We start from the raw sequence: 22,901 nt of genomic DNA on the forward strand, positions 1-22,901 counted from the left end.
GGTGAAGGCATTAGCGGTGATATCGCTGTTTTCGTTGGGTGTGGCAATCACAAAACCTTGGTAATCTGGAAGGGTATTAATAAAGATGTTGCCACCATTACCACCACCAGTTTCTGCTGTGCCAGCGGAGGTGGAAATCTCACTATTGCGGCTCATAAATAAGTAGTCTCTGACGTTAAGAATAATGTCGCCACCTTCTGTAGAGGCACTTGAGGCGCTAATTTTTCCTTGGTTATCTAGTCGGATAGAGTCAGCGATGATGTCTAGGTTGCCTGCTTTTCCTAATCCTTGGCTGTTCACACTTATGTCCGATCCACCCTCGACTAGCAACTCTCCAGTAGTAATCTTGATATTTCCTGCATTTTGTGATGTGAGAGTATTAGAACTGATTGAGGCTCCATCGCTCAGATGGATTTTTGCTGTAGAGAAATTAAGGTTTCCTGCTGTTCCCTGGGCAAATGTAGTGGAACGTATAAATCCGTCATCTTTTACTAAGAGCAATCCTGTAGAGATATTAATATCTCCTCCCTCTCCCACACCACCAAAGTCTACTGTGGCGGTAATTTGACTGGGAACTATAAAATCAGGATCGCCTGCACTGGGGCCTTGGCCTTCAAGTATTACAGAATCACGAGCATTAATTATAATGTTGCCTGCATTCCCCTGGTTCTCTGTATCAGCAAGTAGCGCTGACGCATCCTTCAGTAACAAAGTACCTGTTGTAATCTTGATATCACCTCCATTACCGACACCTGTTTTTTCGGTTACCTCACTGATAATAATGGAGTTTAATAAAGAAACTTGGTCTTGAGCTTCTATAACAATATCTCCTGGGTTTCCCTCTCCTTCAGTGTTGCTAACTAATTGAGCGCGATTGGTGATAAAAAGTGAACCCGTCCTAATATCAATACCCCCAGTGTTGCCCTTACCTCCTTCTTGTACACCGGTGAAAATACCACTGGGAAATCTGCCCTCTCTGCGCCCATCAAAAGAAACTGTATCGCGAGCTATAATTGTTACCTTTCCCGCATCTCCTTGCCCAAATATGCTGGATTGTATTTGACCGCCATTAGTAACAAAAAGTAAACCAGAGCTAATATTTATTCCCCCACTGTTACCAACAGCACCAGACCCTACATTGTTAAAGATAAAACTTCCATTATCTCCACCATTCAAGAAGACAGTATCATTAGCATTGATATTCACTATGCCTGCATTTCCTCGTCCAAAGGTACTGGAACTGAGTACAGCACCATTGATCAAAGAAAGCGAGCCTGTCTTGATCTCCAGGTTTCCACCATTACCCGTAGCTTCTGAGTAAACATCAGCGAACAAGCCACTGCGAAATTGACGATCTGAAGAGATGCCATTCACCTCTAGTGAATCTTGAGCGTTTACAAACAAAGTCCCTCCAGGTTTTGCCCTTAGAGTACTTGTCTCAATCTGGGAACCATTGGTGAGGGTGACGCGCTTCCCTAACACTTGCACATCTCCTGCACCTTCTCCACTGGCATCAACTGCTGCCTTTTGAGATAGTTGAATGTTACCGAAATTCTTCACATTACCATAGCCCAAGGCAAAACCTTTTGCTGTCGGAGTCAGGTTGACTAAACCTTCTCCTGCAACACTGCCTAATTCAATTCTTCCCCCAGCAGTTTTTAGAGTTGCTCCCTCTAAGCTGACATCACCACCCACCAGCGCTAAGGTTTGATCGGATGCTACCCGCAACGCATCTGTAGTATCTATCAGAGTATCCGTTGCTCTAACTCCCTCACCATTGCCTTGTACCTGAATACCCCCTGGATTATCCCGAAATCGCAAGCCTACAGGAATATTTACATTCAATAGTGGTGCTTGTGGGTTGGCAGCACTAAATTCAAATCCATTGTCAAATACTATACTGTTGGCTGTACTGGCAAAAAATGAACCGCCCAAATCTAATCGAGCATTCGCTCCAAACACAATTCCGTTGGGATTAATCAAGAATAGATTTGCTGTACCCAAGTTATTGTTAATATCTACAACACCCAATCTTCCCTGGATATTAGAAGCATTACCTCCTGTAACGCGAGTGAGAATATTCTCAATTCCAGCCGGATTAGAAAAATAAACTCCTCTGTTTTCACCAACATTGAACTCTTGAAAACTGTGAAATAGATTTGAGCCGCGAGTAGTACCGCCATCTATGCGATCGCTTACTATACCTCTAATCTCAATATCACGAGTGACAGTGCTTCTTCCTGTAGCGTCAAGGCTGTTATCTTCGACAATTTGGGCTGTGGCAATAGACACATATGCAAGGCTACCTAGTATAGCTAGAGGTAAAGTGATAAAAAGGAGCCGCCCTTGAGCAAGTTCTATTTGCCAACGGCGTTTTGCTGAAGTTGGTTGATGAGATGCAGGCGATCGCTTGTTAATATTTTTCTTGGTATTCTTTACGTAATTCCCGAATAAAATCGCATAATTAAGTAACATAATAAACTCCTCATTCTTACTCCTATGAGATACTGACAAATCTGAAAAAGGTACAGGGCAAGCCTGCGGTTGTTTTAGAAGAAGCCCTATCAAGAGCGATCGCAAAGCAAATAGTTTCTGCCAATCGCATCTCACCGAAGCCTGTTAGTGATATAGATGCGATCATTTCTTAGTGTCTTTCTTGGCAGAATTGATGTAATTTCGGAATCAAATTGGCTTACACAAGTAACATAATAAACTCCTCATTTTTACTTATTCGGGTTACTGACAAATCTTAAAAAGGTGCAGGGCAAGCAGCAGTCGCTTTAGAAGAAGCGCGTTGAGGAAGATGAGTCGCAGTCGGATCGTAGGCTGTAAGAACTACATCGCCTTTGTCGTTAAACACCCATCCTTGAGCAGGGACAACTTGCTTGGTAGTAGAAGAGATTGTTGGCTGGTTGATGGTTGCGCTTTGGAAATTACCGCTACTGATGGCAGGGTTTACCAAATCTACGCGAACATTGTTACTGTTGAAGCTTTGATTGGGGCTAGGTGGTAACCCACCACGTCCGGTGATGATAAATTCGCTACCACCAAGTTTTTGACAGGGGTTTTGAGCAATTTGGTCTTGAGGATCTACGACAGTCTCTGGTAATTCCACTAAACCCTTACTGGGGTCAACTTCTGGGGTATTGAGGGAGACACTGCCACCGACACCAAGTTCGGAACTGGCAGTAATATCACTAAATGGAGTCAAGCGATCGCGTGGTTCAATGCCAAAGATAGACTCCGCTTGGATATCAACTCTACCTCCGCTGCCCGTGAATGCGTTTGCTGTGATGTCGCTATTGTCCTTGGGGAAAGCTACGAGGAAGCCTGTGTTAATCTTGACGTTACCGCCATCGCCACCACCTTGCTCTCTACCAGCAGTTGCAGATATTTGGCTGTTACGACGCAGTAATAATAAATCTTTGATATCTAAATTAATGTTGCCGCCTGTGGTGCTACCGCTTTCAGCTGTGATTTTTCCGCGATCGAGGGTAAGATTATCAGCTACAAGTGTTACATTACCTGCCTCTCCCGTACCAGCACTCGTTGCAGTAATCGTTCCGCCATCTTTGATTGTGACTTGTTTGGGATCGATGAAAATATCTCCACCTTTTCCTGTAGAGCCAGGGGCTGTGTTAGCAAAGATGCCACTTTCCGAACTTACTGGATCTATGGTAAACTCCGCCAATTCTCTTCCATTGGGGAAGTTTTGATTTCCATTCGGAAAAGCTTGCTCTAGCTGCTTAAACCGCTCGGAAAACGTGGGATCACTGCCTGAAATGGTGATGCGATCGCGAACATTAACGGTGATATTACCTGCATTACCACTTTTGAAGGTAGTAGTGAGTATTTGTCCACCACCACTTACATCAAGCGTATTGGCATTTACTGTGATATTACCGCCGTTGAAGCTACTTCTGCTGCGGGCGCTGAGAACGGCTCCATCTGATATACGCAGATTTCCCGTAGTGACAGTGATGTTACCTCCCTCACCATTTGCTCCCGCTTCTGTTGAGGTAAAAAATCCACTAGAGAAGCCGCCTGGGCTGCCATCCTCTTTTTTTGGGAAGGGAGCAACACCACGCAGAACCACAGAATCTGTAACATTGACCTGAATATTGCCTGCCTTACCATTTCCTCTAGTTTGAGATAGCACTTCAGCACCATTTGTTAAGGAAAGCGTTTTGGCAGTAATGTTGATATTACCCCCAAGCCCTTCGCCTTGCGGCCCCACATTGCTTGTGATAAAGCTGTAATCAGCAAGTTTAATAGCGTCATCAACCTGTACGGAGACATTTCCTGCATCGCCGTTGCCAAAAGTTGCTGTATTTAGTTTGGCACCATTAGTTAAAGAAAGTGACCTAGCTGTGACATTAATATTACCACCCTTGCCGATGGCTCCAGGTTCCACTGTGCTGAATGCAGCACTAGAGATCCCATCTAAGGAAACGGTATCGCTGACGTTAATCTCAATGTTACCTGCATCGCCCTTGCCAAAAGTACTGGAAACCAGAGCACCACCTTCGGTTAAAGAGAGCGATCGCCCTCTAATTGCGATATCACCAGCCTTACCATTGCCAACTAGCCCATTTTGATCGTTGCCGACACTGGTGCTGACTCCGCTAGAACGTTGGACATTATTAACAAGTCCCACTCCATCCAATCTAACTACTGGCAATATTCCATCACGACCTTCAATAGTTACATTTCCGGCATTTCCCTGTCCGTAAGTGTCAGAGCGTAATTGTCCACCACTACCGAGAAAAACTTCATCAGAAACATTTACCTGAATGTTGCCAGCATCAGCCCTACCTGTTTCCCCTGCTTGTCCAGAAGTTGCTGTGTTTAGTACAGCATTATTAGTCAAAGAAAGCGACCTAGCTGTGACATTGATATTACCACCTTTACCGATGGCTCCAGGTTCCACTGTGCTGAATGCACCACTAAAGAAGCCATTACTGCCTACTCCATCGAAGGAGACAGTATCGCTGGCGTTAATCTCAATGTTACCTGCATTGCCCTGACCAAAAGTGCTAGAACTCAAAGCAGAACCATTGTTTAAGGAGACCGATCGCGCTTTGATATTGATATCACCAGCATTCCCTTGAGTAAGCACGGCGTTTCCTGCATCACCTTGATCTCGCTCTACCGAACTAAAAACACGACTACCGTTATTCATGGAGATATCTCCATTCTCTGCTCGTAGTGTTACGTTACCAGCGTTTCCCTTGCGTCTAGTAAAAGCTTGTATGAATGACTGATTTATAGAGATGGTATCGAGGGCATCAATCGATATATCTCCGGCATCAATAGCTTCATCCACAGCACTATTAACGTTATCGTTGGTAGTACTTAAGGTAGAGCTATCGATGTTAACAACTTTAGGAGAATAAGTTGCGCCAGAAATATCTGATTTGCCAATGAGGATGCGCCCCAATTTGCCTTCACTAGAAATGGTACTTTGGTTGATAGAAACTTGGTCGCGGGCATTAATCGAAATAGTACCTGCAGTCCCAGTACCAGTATTAAGAGTAGTGATCGATGCTTGATTCAGAAAAATCGAACCTTCAGGAGCAAAAATATCAATCTTACCTGAATCGCCAAATCCAAAGTTGATGGCTTGTATGAATGAGTTTCCGTCGATAGAGATAGAATCAGAAGCATTTATAAGGACATTGCCTACATTTCCTTGTCCAAAAGTAGAGGTAGTTATACCAGAGTTGAATAAAGAGAAAGACGGAGTGTTGATAATAATGTCACCTGTGCTTCCTCTGACTTCTGAGTTTACAGCACTAATGATTCCGCTACTAAATCCTTGCAATCCCAGGAAGGCAACTTTGTCTTTAGCTGTAATGCTTATTTTTCCAGAATTTCCTTGTCCAGAATTAACGGAACCGATGATAAAACGACCAGTACCTTCAAGGATGGCAGTATTAATGTCTATATTTCCTGTGTTTCCTAATGCTCCATCATCAACTATATTACGGATTCTACTAAGAGAATTAGCATCTCCCTCAATTCTTAGCTTATCTGTAGCATTAATTACAATATCACCGGACTGCGCATTGGGCGTCCCCGAACCTGCTTCTATCCCAGCCACAAGGTCGCTTCCTTCCAAAACATCTAAGTTTCGGGCATTAACTGCAATATCACCTCCACCGCCAGCAGCTACATACGCGATCGCTCTATTGGTAAATGATACATCGCCTCGCGCTACACCATCAGGGAAACTTAGGCTGCCATCATTATTAATTCCCACTGTTCCCGCTGTAGACAATCCTCCTAATTCTATTCGTCCTCCTGGTGCGTATAGAATTCCGCCATCTAAACTGACGTTACCACCCACCAGTGCCAAAGTCTTTTGTGGTTGTACTGAAAGAAAACTACTAAAAACACTATCGCCCACTACTGATCGTTCTGTAGTGATGTTGCCCGGATTATCCCGAAATCGCAAGCCTACAGGAATATTTACAGTCAACAGTGGTGCTTGGGGATTGGTGGCACTAAATTCAAATCCATTGTCAAATACTATACTGTTGGCTGTACTACCAAAAAATGAACCACCCAAATCTAAGCGAGCATTCGCCCCAAATATAATTCCGTTGGGATTAATCAAGAATAGATTTGCTGTACCCAAGTTATTGTTAATATCAACAACACCCAGTGTTCCCCGGATATTCGAGGGATTACCTCCTGTGATGCGAGTGAGAATATTTTCAATTCCAGCCGGATTGGAAAAATAAACTCCTCTGCCTGCACCAACATTAAATTCCTCAAAACTGTGGAACAGATTTGAGCCACTAGTAGTACCGCCATCGATGCGATCGCTTATGATATTTCTAATCAACACATCGCGAGTGATGCTGCTTCTTCCTGTAGCGTCAAGGCTGCTATCTTCAACAATTTGCGCTGTAGCAGAACATATTGGTGCAAGACTACCCAAGATAGCAAGGGATAGAGTAGTAAAAAATAAAGACCAAGTTGGTTTCATCATCAATAGATTTAAAAATATTTAAGATTCCAAGTGTTTTTTACTCTTACGAGTTCAATCGATTTCACTTCTTGTGATTACAATTGCGCTAAATTCTTGGAGATCCCCTAAATCCCCCTTAAAAAGGGGGACTTTAAGAAAAACTCCTTGCCCACTGAAAAAGGGGACTTCAAGAAAAACTCCTTACTCTCCTTAACAAGGGGAACTTTAAGACAAATTCCTTGCCCCCCTTAAAAAGGGGGGTTGGGGGGATCAAGCGCCTGGAGCGCAACTTTAGAAAAATTGTGTATACACGGTAGTCTTGCTAAGAGGAGTATTCCATCGCACGAGGTGAGGTTTTTCATATCTAGCAGTAAAACTTGATTCATAAGGACTGCCTTGAAAAATTCCTAAAAAGGACTGTAATTAATAGAAAAATACAATCCTTGTTCTTGTAAGGTTCTATCGCTATCATCTGCACTAACAAGAGGAATACCGTAGTCAAGACGGGCGTTAAAATTGTTGCCCATCTGCCACAGCAATCCCAAGCCTGCACCGATTAATGTGTTGGGATCTGGATCGGGGCTAGGACTATCGGAATCGTTCCAGCCTACACCAAAATCCACAAAGGGTACTACTTGTAATAGCCCTTGCACTTCATTCACCCGCAACACGGGAAATCTAACTTCTGCTGAGGTAAAAAAGCCGTTATCAGTCAAAAGCCTATCTTGTCGATAACCACGAACGCTTTGCAAACCTCCTAGTGCAAATTGTTCTAAAGGTACGAGGGTTCTTGCCGCTAGTTGCAAATCTGAGCGCAATACCAGTAAGGTATCTGGTGCTAGCAATCGCACATACTGCCCTTGTCCGCGCCACGAGAAAAAACGACTATCTGGAGGTTCTTCGTTAACAGTGGCATTAAACCAACCAACTCCTAAACTAAATTGCGATCGCACAGCAAAAACTTGTTGCGGGCTGCGTTGTGTATATTCCTGAATAAAGCGCACTGCAGAGATGCGCGTTTCTCCGTTGTCCTCTGCGCCCGCAGATAAAGGAAAATCTTCTCCTAGTAGTTTGGTTTGGCTTTGTTGGCGAGAAAAGGTTAAACCCAATGCTAGTTCTTGGGTGGGAGTTTGCACAATCGGCTGGCGCACACCAAAATCTAGGTAAAAAGAGTCACCAGTAATATCTATGCGATCAAAGGGTGGTTCAATTACATCCGTATCTGTTTTGCCTCCAGCTATTGTAATCGTACCGTTGCGAGGATTAAATGGTAGCGTATAGCTGAGGTCATAGGTGTTGCTTCCATCGGTATTGGTGTATTGAAAGTTAAAGCGATCGCCCAAACCCGATAAATTTTCTTCGTTAATAACGATACCCCTGCGGAAACTGCCAACACTGGGAACACGTCCGTTATCAACAAAAAATTCTGTCCAAAAAGAATCTGCTTCTTGAACTGTGACTTCCAGTAAACTTAGCTCTGGACGCGATCCCGCAGATAACTCGGCAGAAAGATTTTTAATCAAGGGGTTAAGTTGTAATAGTTGCAGTGCCTCTAAAAGACGATTGCGATTTAATGGTTTAGAGGTACCAAGGGCGATGCGATTGCGTATATAGCTGGAATTTAGCCGCCTCGTACCTGTTACTTTAATCTCTTCGATTCCACCTTCGATAATCTCAACTTTGACAATCGCCCCTTGTTTTGACAAGGTTTGATTTGCTGGAATCACAGCACCAGAATTGATATACCCCGCCTCGGTGTATAAATTAGTGATAATATTTTCAACTTGCAGCAGTTCGGTAAAGGTGAGCGGGCGATTCAGGAAATTGGCTGTTGCTTCACTTAACTTTTTGTCACTGAATGCTGTGTTCCCTTCAAACTCAAATTTTCTAATGGTGATGCTTCCGGGAATTTCAGGGCGTGGTGCAGATTCTGTTGGTGGAGAGGGAATTTGTTCTAGAGGAGGTGTTGGTGATGGTTGTGGTGTCGGAATTGGTTGTACTGGTGGAGGTGGCGTGGGGGTAATCGGATTGGGAAGTTGCGCCAGAACCCAAGCCGATGCTGTACTATTTTGAGTAGGAGTTAAAGTTTGGTATTTTTTATGGCTTAAAAAAATATTTTCGTTCTCAATTCCTACTACTGCATCCTGAGTGTTTCTATTTTGTGCAGCAATTAAGCTGTTTTTATCTTCTTTTGCTTTGGTCTGGATTTGCTCATTTATATTATTAACTTTAGCAAATAAACCTTTATTGAGAGGCTCAGTCGCTAAGTTAACAGCCAAAGTTTTGCCAGCATAGAAGGAAATTAATACCTTCAAAGTCAACAAAGAAATGGTTAAATTTAGTTTCAAAGACTGCCCATCCATTCAAAGGAATTAATTTTTATTAATCTCAATATTTTGAATAAAAGTAACATTAATATAGTTTGTAGTCACTGTCAATTTAACTTGAAATAAAATGTAATACTTAAATTTAGATGGAACGATGAGTGATGAGCAATTTTTGTCAACAAATAAACACATTACTTTAAATTACTATCTAAGGAATGTATATTAAGATGGCAGAAGTGCAAAAACAATTATTGTGTAGCCGCTACCAAATCCTCAGAGAATTAGGAAGAGGTGGGTTTGGGATAACTTATCTTGCAAAAGATGTGTTATCCAACTTCTTGTGTGCCATAAAAAAGCTAGATCCTCTGAGTGCTGATATTGAAACAGCCAAAAAACTATTTCATAGAGAAGTTAATATTTTAAATAATCTACAAGCCAATAAACTGATTCCCAAGTTTTTTAATTATTTTGAGGAAGAAGGGAATTTTTATCTAGTTGAAGAATATATAGAAGGACTACCTTTGACTGAACTGCTTGACGAACAATGGACAGAGTCAGAGGTTATTAATTTTTTACGACAGATTCTCGATGTTCTCGCATCTCTGCATAGAAGAAATATTATTCATCGAGATGTCAAACCATCGAATATAATTGTTAGGAGTGAAGACAAACAATTTGTCTTAATTGACTTTGGTTCTGTAAAGCAAGTTGATATCAGTTACCCATCTTTCCAATCACCACATACGCAAACTATGATTGGAACTCCGGGATACGCACCTCCAGAACAAATGGCAGGAAAACCACGTTTTAACAGTGACATTTATTCATTAGGTTTAACGGCAATTCAGCTACTTACTAAAATGCATCCCAGGGAACTAAGACGGGATGATGAAGATAAAATCGTATGGACTCAAGAGTTTGTTATTAATAACTCTTTAGCTGGAATTTTAACAAAAATGGTTTATAATAATCCCGAACGTCGCTACCAGTCTGTAGAAGAGATTGTGAACGATTTAGGTAAAACTGAAATTAGCCCACCATTCACTCAACCGCCAACTTTTCAAACCTCAGAAACTGCAAAGAAAACATCAACACTTCTAGCAAATACTAGAATTTGGCATATTCCTATCTTTCTAGCAATACTAGCAATTGTAATAGCTTGTGTAGAATTATTTAACCCTTTTTTACGACCGTTATATTTAACATATAAAGCTAATAGTTTACTCGATCAACACCAAGCTGGCGCAGCACTTGAACAATATAATCATCTCAAAGAAATTCAACCAAATTCCGCTGAAGCGTGGAAAGGAAGAGGAGATGCTCTGTTTATTTTGGGGCGAGATTCGGCGGCGTTAGATTCTTATAACAAAGCGATTTCTCTCGAACCACAAGATAAAAAAATATTGAATAAAATCTTAATTAATAAAGGTAAGTTGTTGTATAGACAGCAAAAATATCAAGAAGCCTCAAGTATATATGACAAAGTACTCAGTAATGATCATAATAACGCTGAGGCTTTAAGTGGAAAAGGTTTATCTTTGTTAGCATTGGGTCAAAAAAAAGAAGCTTTAGAATATTTGGAGCAAGTGAGGCAAATCAAACCTGACGATCCGAGATTTTGGCAGGAAATAGGTTATGCTGTAGAACAATTGCAAGGACGACAAGCTGCAAGGACGTATTTTGAAGAAGCATTATGGTCGTATAACGATCTGCTCAAAATTAGGCGAAACAACCCAATTATTTGGACTGATAGAGGAACGATACTGCTGAAATTAAATCGCCCGCAAGAAGCTCTTGATTCTTATGAGGAAGCCCTGAAAATAGATCGTGATTTTTATGAAGCTTTAGTAGGTAAGGGTAATGCGCTGAGTGCCTTAGGACAACCTAGTAAAGCACTTTTTGCTTTTAGGCAAGCTAGTGAAGTACGTCCGCAAGATCATATGGTTTGGTATAACCAAGGACTTTTACTAACACAAACCTTAAAAAACCATGAGGAAGCTTTAAAAGCCTTTGAGCAAGCGATCGCACAGAAAAAAGATTTTTATCCTGCTTGGGTGAATAAATCATTAGTGCTACTAGACTTAGGACGCAACAATGAGGCACTAGTTGCTATTGACGAAGCTAAAAACTTAGAACCCCAAGATCCCGATGTCTGGGATATTCGAGGAGATATCTTCAAAGAATTAGGAAATACTAAAGAAGCAAACAATTCTTATAATACATCTCAAAAATTGAGAGCTGCTTTAGAACAGCCTTAATTAGGGAACAGGGAACAGGGAATAGGGAACAGGTGAAGAGGTATTTTCACGTATTCAGGTAAACGCAGTTCAGCAAGTACTACTTATACCACATCCGGTTAAATTACCTTATTCTTTAGTCCGCCTACGCTGACTTGGTTTGTTTAGCCGCGACTTCTAGTCGCCAGGAAAATGCATAGAACAACAATTGCAAATCTATAGATTTAAGGAACAATCAAAATAATCAACAACTCTTTGATGGAGTGCGCGCACGTGCGATCGCTCTTAAGGCTTGTTTCGACAATCTTCACCTTCAAATCTTGATATGTCTCCAGTTAGCAGATGGCACGTTGATCAAAAATTTGAGCGGGCATGGAAGTGCGATCGCCCATCTTAACTTTAGTCCCAATGGTAAAATTCTCGCTTCTGCAAGTTGGGACAACACAATCAAAATTTGGCAACTTCCAGAGGGTAAGTTACTCAATACCCTTATAGAACATAAAAACGGTGTTACAAGCTTAAGTTTTCATCCAGATGGTCAAATCTTAGCTTCTGGCAGTGCTGATAGTACGATTAAACTATGGAATACCAAAGACGGTACTGCAATTAAAACGCTACTAGGTCATTCTGGTAAAATTAACAGCCTCAGCTTCAGTCCCGATGGTAAAATGCTCGTGACTGGTGGTGAAGATGCTGGTGTGACGCTGTGGGATTTTGATTTAGACGATTTAATCAAGCAAGGATGTGCAAGGCTGGAAAATTATTTAGAAAATAATTACAATCTCAAAGCAGGCGATCGCGCTATATGCAACAGTTAGGTTTTATAAGTACTCACACAGAATTAATTACACACATTTTTTTCCTAACTCCGTTCCCTGTCTCCACGAATCAATTTAATTTTGCCCAACTACGCCTAGATGACGGAGGACAGATTTGGATCTGGAAACAGTACTAGAATATACTACAGATGCCATCACCGCACTCGATCGAGAGTGGAAATACACCCATATTAATCATAGTGCAGAACTGTTGTTGAGGCGTAAAGAGGCAGACTTGCTTGGTCGTTCAATCTGGGAAGTTTTTCCCGAAGTGGTAAATACTACAGCAGAAGCGCAACTGCGATATGCATCAGAAAATGGTGTTTCAGTTAAATTCGAGCAGTTCCTTCCCAGTCTTTACGGTTGGCATGAAGTCCGGGCTGTACCAAGGGAAAATGGGATGATACTATTTAGCCGGGATATATCCGATCGCGTTCGAGCGCTCCGTGACGAAGCTGTACGCGCCGAAATCCGCAACATTCTTAAACACGCACCCATAGCGATCGCTATTTTGCGAGGGCGAGAGCATCGGTTTGAGATGCTAAATGTAATGTTTCACAAGTTGATTGGAAGGCGTAATGTTGAAGGGCTAACAGTGCGAAATGCTCTTCGGGAATTGGAGGGGCAAGGGTTTTTTGAGTTGCTCGATCAGGTGTACTTGAGTGGGAAGCCCTATGAAGGTAAGGAGATGCTCGCCCGCTACGATCGAACTGGAACAGGGGTGATGTACGAAGGCTGGTTTAACATTAATTATCAGCCTCTGTTTGATACAAACGGTCAAGTCTCCGGTATTTTAAGTCTATACGTCGAAGTTACCGAACAAGTTCTTGAGCGACGCCGCATTGCAAGGATTGCGGCAGAACGCGATGCGATTCTGCAACAACTGCTCGAAGGGGTGATTGTCACCGATGCTAAAGGTTGCATCACCTTTGTAAATGAGGCAGCATCTCAGCTTCATGGAGTCGCTACGCTGAACGTCACTCCCGAAGAGTACACCGAAACATATCATCTTTATACAGAAGATGGTAAACTCTACCCTTTTTCTGAGCTTCCCCTCAGCCGCGCTGTACTCAGAGACGAAATCGTTACTGAAGCACGCTGGCGCATTCGTCGCCCAGACGGTACAGAGGTGCTTGTGGTAGGTAATGCCCGACCGATCTATGATGAGCAAGGCATAAAAATCGCTGCAGTACTTACGATTCGAGAACTGGAAAGTGGATATTAAAATTCCGTTTGATTTGTTGGAATTCTACTCAAATGGAAGGCGATCTGAGATCTGTCTTGAAAATAAGGCAGAGGGCAGGAGGCAGTAGACACGTAGACGCGGTAGATGCGGAGCAGCTTCCGTAGGTACGGCTTCCGTTCAGCGTTGGGCGTAGACGCAAAGCGGCTTCTCGCAGAGTAGCCCTTCCCGCAGTCTTTGCTGTTCCCGTTCCCCGAAAGGGGTTCCCGCAGGGTAGGGTAGGTAGTGGCGTATCCGTTGGTAGGCAAAAGGAGTAAGATTTTCATGGCAAGGTTTGTGCCAAAACCCGGCGTGAATGGCTGACTTGAAAGGCAGAGGGCAGTAGGCAGAAGGGAAAGATTCACTTTTGTACAGAATCATCTAGCAACAAGCGATCGCCATCATTATCTCTGTACAATCGTTCCTGTACCCATCCCAATTGACCATACATTCCTGGTGCTAAACGTTGCTGCACTCCCACATTGAAGTTGACAAAATTATAGTTAAAATCTCCCTCATTTGCATATCTAACCAAACCTCCACCCGCAGCAGCGATTAAGCGTTTAAACCAAAAAACAGCACTAGAACCAATTCGGGTAAGAGAACCTTCATTAAATAACAGTTCACCCCTTAATTTCACTTTTGTTTGCAATGCATCTAAGGGAACTAATATATCTGCTTTCTCTTGGCAGGGCGCAGTGTTTGGTTTCTTAGCAGTAGCAGTACTTGATTCAATAATTTATAAACTTCTGCGCGGCTAAGTTCATTTTACTGTGCCTGTGCAGGTGTTGCCCAAGGTAGTAAAAGCAGAGTGCCAACTAATAACTTTTGAGTTAATATCCGCATCTGCCGTTTCATCGCACCTATCCTTCGGTAGCTGAATTTGAATTGATTGTAGAGATGCATCTATCCCTAGATATAATCTTCTACTACGTAGGATAATTACGTGTTTCCAGGCAATAATTGTTAATTTTTTTAATGAATTTGGGAGAAGAATAGCCGCTCAAAAATGAAAGCTTATTTTGTTCAGAACACAAGTCGCATGGTCAATTATAATTGATAGTTGCCCAACTTTGGGAACCGACTCAGCATTTGGATATAGTAAAATTTTCTACCTTTATTGGGACGCTAGCAATTAACTGAAAATGATATCGTATCAGCAGAGGTATGGCAGGCAAAAGCATATCAATCAGGAATATTTAAACGAAAGAGCTAGTTTTTAGCTACGGTTGCGTTGTTTATAAGCCAAGACGACAAGCGATCGCAATCTCTAAATCTGCTGCTCTAGTTGTGGAGTGCGGCTTGTTTCCGCTTCAAAGGTATGATTCCTTAAGTAAAGTAATATCTAGGTTTATACAGATATGACACAAACCATTTCAATCAATAACAGCCAAAAATTGCTAATTGAACCTCTTTCCATGCCATCTCGCCTCCTGCTAGGGCCTGGGCCTTCAAATGCTCATCCTGCAGTTCTACAGGCGATAAATACTCCCCCTGTAGGACATCTCGATCCAGCATTTTTTGCAGTCATGGATGAGATTCAATCGTTACTGCGTTACGTCTGGCAAACAGAAAACTCCCTAACCATTGCCATGAGCGGTACGGGAACCTCTGCAATGGAAGCAACAATCGCCAATGTGACAGAACCAGGTGATGTGGTATTGGTGGGTGTAATCGGTTACTTTGGCAATCGTCTTGTCGATATGGCTGGACGATATGGTGCAGATGTACGCACTATTACAAAATCCTGGGGACAAGTTTTTTCGCTAGATGAGTTGCGAACTGCTTTAGAAACTCATCGTCCGGCGATTCTAGCATTAGTTCATGCCGAAACTTCTACAGGTGCTCGTCAACCTTTAGAAGGAGTGGGTGAGTTGTGCCGTGAATTCGGGTGTTTGCTGCTGGTGGATACAGTGACAAGTTTGGGTGGTGTCCCCATATTTTTAGATGAGTGGGGAGTCGATTTAGCTTATAGCTGTAGTCAGAAAGGCTTAAGTTGTCCACCTGGTGCTTCTCCCTTTACCATGAGTTCTCGTGCATGGGAGAAACTGCAAAAGCGCCGCACCAAAGTGGCTAACTTCTATTTAGATATGACATTGTTAAGCAAATATTGGGGTAGCGATCGCATCTATCACCACACAGCACCAATTAATATGTACTATGCACTGCGCGAAGCATTGCGCTTGCTTGCCGAAGAGGGCATAGAAAACTCTTGGCAGCGTCATCAACAGAATGTAGAGTATCTCTGGCAGCAATTGGAAGACTTAGGACTTACCTTACACGTTGAAAAAGAGTATCGCCTACCGACGCTGACTACAGTTCGCATTCCCGACGGAATTGATGGTAAAGCGATCGCACGTCAGTTGCTCTTAGAATACGGTATTGAAATTGGCGGCGGGCTTGGCGATCTGGCTGGTAAAGTCTGGCGGATTGGGCTGATGGGCTTCAACAGCCGTAAAGAAAACGTGGATCGACTCGTAGCAGCACTGCGGCAAGTGTTACCCAAGTAATTCCGTTTCTCAAAAACGTGGCTAAAAAATCATGTTTTAGAAATCGACCACAGATAGACACAGATAAACACAGATAAATCATCCGTGTGCATCTGTGTTTATCTGTGTTCGTTATCATCATAAAATTCTTTAGGTACAGCTAAGGTCAGTTCGGCTAATTCATATTAGGAGTGAATTAGTATAAAATGTGCGGCTAATATAATAGCGAGCGCGGATTTACAAAAACTGCGCTCGTTTCTCCTTCTGTCTAAGCTAGACTGAAAAATAGCAGGAAACCAGACGGCAAGACTGCGATTATTTAAGATATTAAGCAGTTCATCCGGCCAAAACTCAATTATTTTCGGCTATTAATTCATGCTGCATCGCTTCTCAAAACAGGGCGTGATTTGTATCACCCAACCAAATCATGCTTGGCTTTCAGGACAACTAGCACAAGCTTGGGGCAATGAAACATTTGGTCAGCTTTTTCCTAGAAAAGAAGTTTGTTTGGGTGCAGAACAACACGACATCGGTTGGCTTGGCTGGGAACAAGCTCCAACACTCAATCCACAAACGGGCTACCCCCACAGTTTTAAAGAACTTAGCACTCAAGAACATATAAATATTTGGTCAGGTGCTAGAAAATCTGCGCTTCCTCTAAGTAGATATGCTGCACTACTGGTCTCGCTACATGGTACAAGATTATACGAAAAATACACAAGCTGGCAAAATTCACCAACATCTACTCAAATTGTCGGGGACTTCTTGAAACGCGAGTATGCCTTTCAAAAGGAAATTATTGCGATTTTGAAAAATGACGAATACTATGCACCTTACGTAACACCAGAAGTCATTGAACGCAATAGAAAATTAGTGGCCACTTGGGATGCACTTTCAATTATCTGTTGCCAAGGATTAAGTCATGATGAGGAAGTTACGAAAGTGCCAACAAGTGATGGTGAAACGACACTAAAACTAAGCTTGATAGAAGAGAAAGATTACCATCAGTGTATAGGCATATATCCTTGGCCATTTCAGCAGGATGAAGTGACAGTAATTTATGAAGGACGGCTTTTGTGGCAGCCTTTTAACGATGAGAAAGCGATGCGAGAAGCTTTGATGGGAGATTGTTGGGTAAGTCTGAGTACTACCTTGAAAGCAGAGTAATGTAAAGCCCGCCTCAAGACTGATCATTGAAGCTGACCCAGGAAGGCGGGAATATAAAGACTCGGAGAGGTTTTAATGGTACGACTTCAACCAACTATATTAATGATTTGATTGCTTAGAATTATCTAGAATGCTTATAGAGTAAGCATTAAACGGAGAGAGAGGGATTCGAACCCTCGTTGAGGTTGCCCCCAAACAGCATTTCCAGTGCTGCGCCTTCAACCACTCGGCCATCTCTCCAGGGGTCACGATCTACTATCGTACAATAGGATTCGATAAACTGCAATCAAATTTTATCCAAAAATCTCCAATCCAAAAATCAAAATGTCCCAGACATACACCATTACAGTTCACGATCGCGCCAAAGGCACAAAATACACCTTAGAAGTTCCCGATGATCGCTACATCCTACACAGTTGTGAAAAACAAGGGGTAGAATTGCCTTTTTCCTGTCGCAATGGCGCTTGTACGACTTGTGCCGTCAGAGTACTCAAAGGAGAAATTTATCAACCTGAGGCTGTTGGGCTATCCCAAGAATTGCGCAACTCTGGTTATGCGCTGTTATGCGTCAGTTACGCCCGTTCTGATTTGGAAGTGGAAACGCAAGACGAAGATGAAGTCTATGAACTTCAGTTCGGACGCTATTTCGGTAAGGGTAAAGTTAGGGCAGGTTTACCATTGGACGAAGAATGATAATCAATTATTAGTCATTGGTCAATGGTCATTGGTAGGGGCGGGTTTATTTAGATATTTCTTCATCCTAGAGAGATTGTTGTTAAAACCCGCCCGTACAGTGGTTAGTAGTTAGTAGAATAACCAACAACTCACTACTATTTACTAACTACTAACAAGTAATTCATGAATAAAATTATTATCTTATCCTGCCTATTACTTCTGCTTATAGGTTGTCAACTTCAAAACAGGCCTGAAGTAAAGGCACCGATAGAGGTAAAAGTCGCACAAGTCATAAGTGGGCAAACTTTAGAAGTGCTAGGAATAGGTGAGCAACCAAATTTGATGTCTCAAGTGCGGTTGTTAGGTATCGATACTCCAGATTTACAACAGCGCCCTTGGGGTAATGCAGCCAGAGAACGCCTGCAAGAGTTAATTGGTGAACAACCTGTCAAGCTGGAGTTTGATGTAGAAGTCAAGGATCAATTTGGGCGGACTCTGGCTTATGTGTGGAAAGATAAAGCGTTATTGAATGAACAGTTAACTAAAGAAGGATATGCTCTATTTGTAGCGCGATCGCCTAACCATAAATACGATCACCGTCTTGAACGCGCTCAACAAAGAGCAAGACTTTTGGGAATAGGTATTTGGAATCCAGAAAATCCCATGCGTTTTACTCCTGCTGAATTTCGCCGCCAATATCGTTAATGACAATTGCTAATAGCTAATCGCTAATTGCCAATTGCCTTTTACTATTAGCTATTAGCCATTAACCATTAGCCATTACAGCAGATATGTCAGTTTCTCTATCTCAATTACAAAGCTTCCTAGACATTGCTACAGAAGCGGCGCTAGCTGCTGGTGCAGTTTTGCAAGGTTACTTGGGTAAAGTAGAAGATGCCATTACCGAAAAAGGACGCCCTGGCGATTTAGTCACCGTTGCCGATAAAGCTTCAGAAGAGGTGGTTTTGGAAGCTTTGCGCCGTCACTTTCCCGATCACGCCATACTTGCGGAAGAATCTGGGAAAATAGGAAATCAAGAAAATGAATTTCTTTGGGCGATTGATCCTTTGGATGGTACAACTAATTTTGCTCATCAATACCCATGTTTTACTGTATCCATCGGGTTGTTAATTGATGGCGTACCGCAAGTAGGTGTCATTTACGATCCGTTTCACAATGAATTATTTCGTGCGGCACAAGGTTTGGGAGCGACACGTAACCGTCACCCTATTAGAGTTTCAGAAACTTCTAAACTAAGTCAAAGTCTTCTAGTAACAGGATTTGCCTACGATCGCCGGGAAACATCTGACAATAACTACGCAGAATTTTGTCACTTCACTCATCTTACCCAAGGAGTCAGGCGCACTGGTTCAGCGTCTCTCGACTTAGCTCATGTTGCCTGTGGACGTGTCGATGGCTACTGGGAACGGGGAATTTCTCCTTGGGATATTGCGGCGGGCATAATTATCTTGCGGGAAGCAGGGGGTAAAGTTACCGCCTATGATGGCACTCCCATCAAACTTGAATCAGGTAGGATTCTGGCAACAAATGGCTATATTCACGACATTATGATTCGCGAACTTCAACAAGTTCTACCCTTGTCTGCTTGGAAGTAATTTGAGAGGAGAGGAGGAGCAAGGGTGCACAGAAGAGGGGGAGAACCGCCAATACCGCGCTGGCTCACTAGTAACTGTTAGCTATTAACTACTAACCAGTGTACGGGCGGGTTTAGAAGATAAATTTTTGGTTCTAACCCAAAGTTAATCAATCAAACCCACCCCTACCACAGTTAAAAAAGGTCAACGTATTGTTCAAGTTGGTATGCAAATACCGCATAACCGACTTGTAAATTTTTTCTCTGAGCAAAACGAAGCAGCGAATGCACAGTTGCGACCTTTAGTCAATGAAAATGATTGGCAAACCATACTGTTTCCCAAAAGCACTCCAGCAATCCAGGGAGTGGCACAGCAAATTATTAACTGTCCTTTTCAAGGTGTGACAAAAAAGATTTATTTACATGGAAAAATATTTGAATTAATCGCCTTACAGCTAGCTCCAATTTTAGAGAACGAGGTTAAAAACAAGACAAGACCACGACTCAAACCAGATACTGTGGCGCGAATTCATCATGCTAGGGATATTTTACATTGCCGCTTGCAAAATCCACCGTCATCGTTGGAATTAGCACAAAATATCGGGGTGAGTGAGAGAACTCTTAGGCGAGGGTTTCGAGAACTATTTGATACAACTGTATTTGGCTATTTAATGCAAAGACGCATGGAAAAAGCACAGATACTTTTGCGAGAAGGAAATTGTAGTGTTGCAGAAGTAGCAAATCTTGTTGGTTATTCCCACTTGGGTTTATTTGCAACTGTATTTAAGCGTCAGTATGGTATCTCTCCCAGGGAATGTTTAATGGGGAAAAAGTCTTTGTCCGGATCGTGATCAAAATGCCGAATGTAGATTGATTTACCTAGAAACTGCTCTTTATACTCTTTTCAATACAGTTGTTAAATAAGCTTAAACAAAGTCCTTTATGGTCACAACTCAAAGTTGTTCAAAAAAATAAAGTTTATGTTGTAGGTGGACATTGGCATAATCAAGATATTTTTGCTATTAATGCCATCCTCGATGACCTCGAAAAATACTTTGTTAACACACCACAAACCTATGATTAAATCTGTCTTTTTGTCTACAAACAGAAAAAATGAGTGTGATTAAAAAACAGTCACATCGTTTAATTAAGCCGTTTTTACTCATGGCTTTTTCCCTACTTTTAATTACAGCTTGTGACCAACCTGTCAGCCAAAGACATAATATCTCCTTGAAGCCTTCTGTAATTTTTATCTCCTGGCAAATACCTCAACATTGAAACCATCAATGAATTCGACACTGATATCCTATTTATTATTGATGTTGAACGAAAAACATCAAGCTTTTATTTTCAACATCCCATCTTTAGCAGCCTAAAAGTATTCAAAAACAATAGAGTTTATTTTGTGACTCCAGAAAAATGGTACACACTAGGTATATCAGGAGCAAACAAGGTATTAGATGACTTGTTTAAATACTTGCCTGTCAGTTATCAGTAAACAGTTATCAGTTAGCTTTCAAGCGCTTCTAACCAGGCTTGTAAATCAGTCATATCAGTAAAATCAAGCAAAGCTTCTCCTAAATTTTCCAATTGTTCTAAAGAAAGAGATTCAACACGCTGACGAACCTCTTGAGGTAATTCTCCCACCCGACGATTTAATAGACGCAAAACGAGCGATTTTTCTCTTTGCAATCCTTCTTGTCGCCCTTCTTCCTTAATTTCCCGATAAACTCGTGTTTCTTGGAGCGTAATTCCTAACATTTCCTCTACCTCCCTTTGACTTTTACTCTCAAATTTGTACACCATTATCGTTGTTAATAAATTTATTATGGCGCGATTTTCTGGTTGAGATGCTTCCTGTTGACTCCTTGTCAGCAAGTACCTTGCTTCCTCAGTGGTACGTTTTTCCTCTAGGGTAGTCAACACCATTAATGCCACCCAAACAGGTAAGGAGCGGATATCACCCAACTCATCCAAATATATCCGATGTACCTGGGGGCTTTCCAGTTGGCTGAGGTAGGGGTTTAGCTCGCTCTGTTCCAAGCTGCGGGATGGGTATATTATTACTATTTGTAAATTACTAAACCTGTCACGATTGCGGTAAAAGTACAGATATGATTCGGCAAACACCCTTTCGTATAGCCTTTCATCCTTCTGACACTGTACCTCGCAGAAATATACCACACCCGGCTGTTGATTTTCTGGTGGTAAAAACACTCCATCAATCTCAAATTTCGGTTCTTTGACTGCTACCGAATCAAATCTGTATTCGTCTGCATTTGCTGGGGGATTTGTCAATAATTCAAATAGTAAATTTGGGGATTGTTGAAATAACTTATAAAAAATCGAATCTCGACGCATGAAAAGTCTGCTAAATCCGCACAGTCATCAAAAACTTACCATTGAGTATCTTAATCCTCAAGTGCGATCGCAATACGAGCGTAGGTTAGTTGAAACAGAGTGAAACCCCACAAAAATAATACAAATCAACTCTTAGCTACTAAGCAATCACTCATAACAAATCCCTTTATGAGAATTCTTATCATTTAACGGTATTCTAAATAGAGAAGCAAATTATGAAATCAGTGTAGTGCTTCAGAAAAAATCAACCAGATGATCGCGCTATGGCTCTCAAAAGTTCTTGCAAAAAGTTTCAGGATTCTCCTTGCCGTTACATTAGTCAGTACTACATTTGCTGCGATCGCATCCGCAGAGCAGCCCGGTTCTAGTAATGAACCTGAACTCCTGCAAACTGAGATTACACAGCAGGATCTTAAAATTATTGAGCAATTAGTGGCTATTGCTGAACGTAACTCAGCTGAAGTGCTAGAAACCAAAGCTGCAATGGGATTAAATGCCTTTACAGATGTGGTTGCTCTCGAATTTTCTCCGTCTGTGGCTACGATTTCAACATCACCAGATGACTCATCAGAGCGCGAAAACAGTTTTTCTTTCACCATCACAATTGATCCGATTAAATTTATCAGTACTTTTGGGCAACTTCCTGTCTTACAAGCTCGTTGGAAACAAGCCAGACAGCAAAAAAGATTAGCGATCGTGCAATACTATGTTGCCTATATCCAAGCCCGTCAAGCTGCTCTGGTTGCAGCTTATCGAATGCAAAAATTTACTAGAGGTTCTCGCATTGCCAGCATTAGTTCCAGAACAACTTCTCGCGAGAACAATCATCTTGCTAATCCTGATTATGTAGCGGCTGCAACATCTATGTTAGATACAAATACGCGCAAACGATTGGCATTAGAAGAATTAGCAGCTTGTGTAGGAATATCTGTGCAAGAATTGAGCGCTATGATTGACAAATAATGTAATGTATTATTTTAGACTATTGCGGGTAAACTTAACACAGAAGATAAACTAAAGTGAAATCACGTCTGC

17 protein-coding genes and 1 tRNA gene are annotated in these 22,901 nt (G+C 42.0%); 10 read left to right on the forward strand and 8 right to left on the reverse strand.

From position 1 onward, the window contains the following. From UYC_RS35275 to UYC_RS0103160, 4 genes are all read right to left on the reverse strand, one after another. A partial coding sequence (locus UYC_RS35275; RefSeq protein WP_016873187.1) for a two-partner secretion domain-containing protein occupies positions 1-2,475 on the reverse strand: 2,475 nt, incomplete at its 3' end. A gap of 22 nt (positions 2,476-2,497) precedes the next feature. Continuing rightward, on the reverse strand, positions 2,498-2,641 hold the full coding sequence (locus UYC_RS37445) for a hypothetical protein (RefSeq protein WP_157171204.1): 144 nt from the start codon (positions 2,639-2,641) through the stop codon (positions 2,498-2,500). A 108-nt stretch (positions 2,642-2,749) separates the two neighbouring features. Next, entirely contained in the window at positions 2,750-6,994 is a 4,245-nt protein-coding gene (locus UYC_RS0103155; protein WP_016879237.1) for a two-partner secretion domain-containing protein, read from the reverse strand. Positions 6,995-7,383: 389 nt separating this feature from the next. Then, positions 7,384-9,339 carry a ShlB/FhaC/HecB family hemolysin secretion/activation protein gene (locus UYC_RS0103160; protein WP_016879239.1) on the reverse strand — a complete coding sequence of 652 codons (1,956 nt, stop codon included), beginning with the start codon at positions 9,337-9,339 and terminating at the stop codon, positions 7,384-7,386. 191 nt (positions 9,340-9,530) lie between these two features. Between UYC_RS0103160 and UYC_RS0103165 the strand changes: the two genes are divergently transcribed. The 3 genes from UYC_RS0103165 to UYC_RS0103175 all read left to right on the forward strand — a co-directional run bounded on the left by UYC_RS0103165 (position 9,531) and on the right by UYC_RS0103175 (position 13,583). After that, complete coding sequence (locus UYC_RS0103165) at positions 9,531-11,561, forward strand: serine/threonine-protein kinase (protein WP_016873190.1); 2,031 nt, start codon at positions 9,531-9,533, stop codon at positions 11,559-11,561. A 242-nt stretch (positions 11,562-11,803) separates the two neighbouring features. Beyond that, complete coding sequence (locus UYC_RS0103170; protein ID WP_016873191.1) at positions 11,804-12,358, forward strand: WD40 repeat domain-containing protein; 555 nt, start codon at positions 11,804-11,806, stop codon at positions 12,356-12,358. A 115-nt stretch (positions 12,359-12,473) separates the two neighbouring features. Next, positions 12,474-13,583, forward strand: coding sequence for a PAS domain-containing protein (locus UYC_RS0103175; protein ID WP_016879240.1), 1,110 nt, complete (start codon positions 12,474-12,476; stop codon positions 13,581-13,583). 138 nt (positions 13,584-13,721) lie between these two features. Here the strand turns inward: UYC_RS0103175 and UYC_RS37450 are convergent, their stop codons facing one another. Both UYC_RS37450 and UYC_RS0103180 read right to left on the reverse strand, forming a co-directional pair. Further along, entirely contained in the window at positions 13,722-13,961 is a 240-nt protein-coding gene (locus UYC_RS37450; RefSeq protein ID WP_127011321.1) for a hypothetical protein, read from the reverse strand. Further along, positions 13,942-14,220, reverse strand: coding sequence for a hypothetical protein (locus UYC_RS0103180; protein ID WP_016873193.1), 279 nt, complete (start codon positions 14,218-14,220; stop codon positions 13,942-13,944). Before UYC_RS0103180 ends, UYC_RS37450 begins: the two co-directional genes overlap by 20 nt. 721 nt (positions 14,221-14,941) lie before the next feature. On the opposite strand from UYC_RS0103180, the gene UYC_RS0103185 reads away from it, so the two are divergent. Further along, the gene (locus UYC_RS0103185) at positions 14,942-16,090 is read left to right on the forward strand and encodes an alanine--glyoxylate aminotransferase family protein (RefSeq protein WP_016873194.1); all 1,149 of its coding nucleotides are present in this window, start codon (positions 14,942-14,944) and stop codon (positions 16,088-16,090) included. A gap of 354 nt (positions 16,091-16,444) precedes the next feature. Continuing rightward, positions 16,445-17,236, forward strand: coding sequence for a DUF3891 family protein (locus tag UYC_RS0103190; protein WP_016879241.1), 792 nt, complete (start codon positions 16,445-16,447; stop codon positions 17,234-17,236). Positions 17,237-17,389: 153 nt separating this feature from the next. Here the strand turns inward: UYC_RS0103190 and UYC_RS0103195 are convergent. Further along, positions 17,390-17,476: transfer RNA gene (locus tag UYC_RS0103195), tRNA-Ser, on the reverse strand. Between the two features lie 84 nt (positions 17,477-17,560). Here UYC_RS0103195 and UYC_RS0103200 point away from each other — a divergent pair. The 4 genes from UYC_RS0103200 to UYC_RS0103215 all read left to right on the forward strand — a co-directional run bounded on the left by UYC_RS0103200 (position 17,561) and on the right by UYC_RS0103215 (position 20,356). Further along, on the forward strand, positions 17,561-17,929 hold the full coding sequence (locus tag UYC_RS0103200; protein ID WP_016873196.1) for a 2Fe-2S iron-sulfur cluster-binding protein: 369 nt from the start codon (positions 17,561-17,563) through the stop codon (positions 17,927-17,929). 165 nt (positions 17,930-18,094) lie between these two features. After that, the gene (locus UYC_RS0103205) at positions 18,095-18,616 is read left to right on the forward strand and encodes a thermonuclease family protein (protein ID WP_016879242.1); all 522 of its coding nucleotides are present in this window, start codon (positions 18,095-18,097) and stop codon (positions 18,614-18,616) included. A gap of 86 nt (positions 18,617-18,702) precedes the next feature. Further along, positions 18,703-19,527, forward strand: a complete 825-nt coding sequence (locus UYC_RS0103210; RefSeq protein ID WP_016873198.1) for an inositol monophosphatase family protein — start codon at positions 18,703-18,705, stop codon at positions 19,525-19,527. 205 nt (positions 19,528-19,732) lie between these two features. Continuing rightward, positions 19,733-20,356 carry an AraC family transcriptional regulator gene (locus tag UYC_RS0103215; protein ID WP_016873199.1) on the forward strand — a complete coding sequence of 208 codons (624 nt, stop codon included), beginning with the start codon at positions 19,733-19,735 and terminating at the stop codon, positions 20,354-20,356. Between the two features lie 658 nt (positions 20,357-21,014). Here UYC_RS0103215 and UYC_RS0103220 read toward each other — a convergent pair. Further along, the gene (locus tag UYC_RS0103220; protein WP_016873200.1) at positions 21,015-21,866 is read right to left on the reverse strand and encodes an Rpn family recombination-promoting nuclease/putative transposase; all 852 of its coding nucleotides are present in this window, start codon (positions 21,864-21,866) and stop codon (positions 21,015-21,017) included. Positions 21,867-22,118: 252 nt separating this feature from the next. On the opposite strand from UYC_RS0103220, the gene UYC_RS0103225 reads away from it, so the two are divergent. Further along, positions 22,119-22,829: a hypothetical protein gene (locus UYC_RS0103225; RefSeq protein WP_016879243.1), complete on the forward strand. Its 711-nt coding sequence runs from the start codon at positions 22,119-22,121 to the stop codon at positions 22,827-22,829. The last annotated feature ends 72 nt before the right edge of the window (positions 22,830-22,901 follow it).

This window comes from Chlorogloeopsis fritschii PCC 6912, from assembly GCF_000317285.1.
GTDB classification, from domain to species: domain Bacteria; phylum Cyanobacteriota; class Cyanobacteriia; order Cyanobacteriales; family Nostocaceae; genus Chlorogloeopsis; species Chlorogloeopsis fritschii.

Excerpts from the sequence above, each read along its gene's own strand:
- UYC_RS0103200 (WP_016873196.1), top strand. The coding sequence starts at position 17,561 with ATGTCCCAGACATACACCATTACAGTTCACGATCGCGCCAAAGGCACA.
- UYC_RS0103210 (WP_016873198.1), top strand. The coding sequence starts at position 18,703 with ATGTCAGTTTCTCTATCTCAATTACAAAGCTTCCTAGACATTGCTACA.
- UYC_RS37450 (WP_127011321.1), bottom strand. The coding sequence starts at position 13,961 with ATGATTCTGTACAAAAGTGAATCTTTCCCTTCTGCCTACTGCCCTCTG.
- UYC_RS0103165 (WP_016873190.1), top strand. The coding sequence starts at position 9,531 with ATGGCAGAAGTGCAAAAACAATTATTGTGTAGCCGCTACCAAATCCTC.
- UYC_RS37445 (WP_157171204.1), bottom strand. The coding sequence starts at position 2,641 with ATGATCGCATCTATATCACTAACAGGCTTCGGTGAGATGCGATTGGCA.
- UYC_RS0103215 (WP_016873199.1), top strand. The coding sequence starts at position 19,733 with ATGCAAATACCGCATAACCGACTTGTAAATTTTTTCTCTGAGCAAAAC.
- UYC_RS0103205 (WP_016879242.1), top strand. The coding sequence starts at position 18,095 with ATGAATAAAATTATTATCTTATCCTGCCTATTACTTCTGCTTATAGGT.
- UYC_RS0103160 (WP_016879239.1), bottom strand. The coding sequence starts at position 9,339 with ATGGATGGGCAGTCTTTGAAACTAAATTTAACCATTTCTTTGTTGACT.
- UYC_RS0103185 (WP_016873194.1), top strand. The coding sequence starts at position 14,942 with ATGACACAAACCATTTCAATCAATAACAGCCAAAAATTGCTAATTGAA.
- UYC_RS0103155 (WP_016879237.1), bottom strand. The coding sequence starts at position 6,994 with ATGAAACCAACTTGGTCTTTATTTTTTACTACTCTATCCCTTGCTATC.
- UYC_RS0103225 (WP_016879243.1), top strand. The coding sequence starts at position 22,119 with ATGATCGCGCTATGGCTCTCAAAAGTTCTTGCAAAAAGTTTCAGGATT.
- UYC_RS0103190 (WP_016879241.1), top strand. The coding sequence starts at position 16,445 with ATGCTGCATCGCTTCTCAAAACAGGGCGTGATTTGTATCACCCAACCA.
- UYC_RS0103220 (WP_016873200.1), bottom strand. The coding sequence starts at position 21,866 with ATGCGTCGAGATTCGATTTTTTATAAGTTATTTCAACAATCCCCAAAT.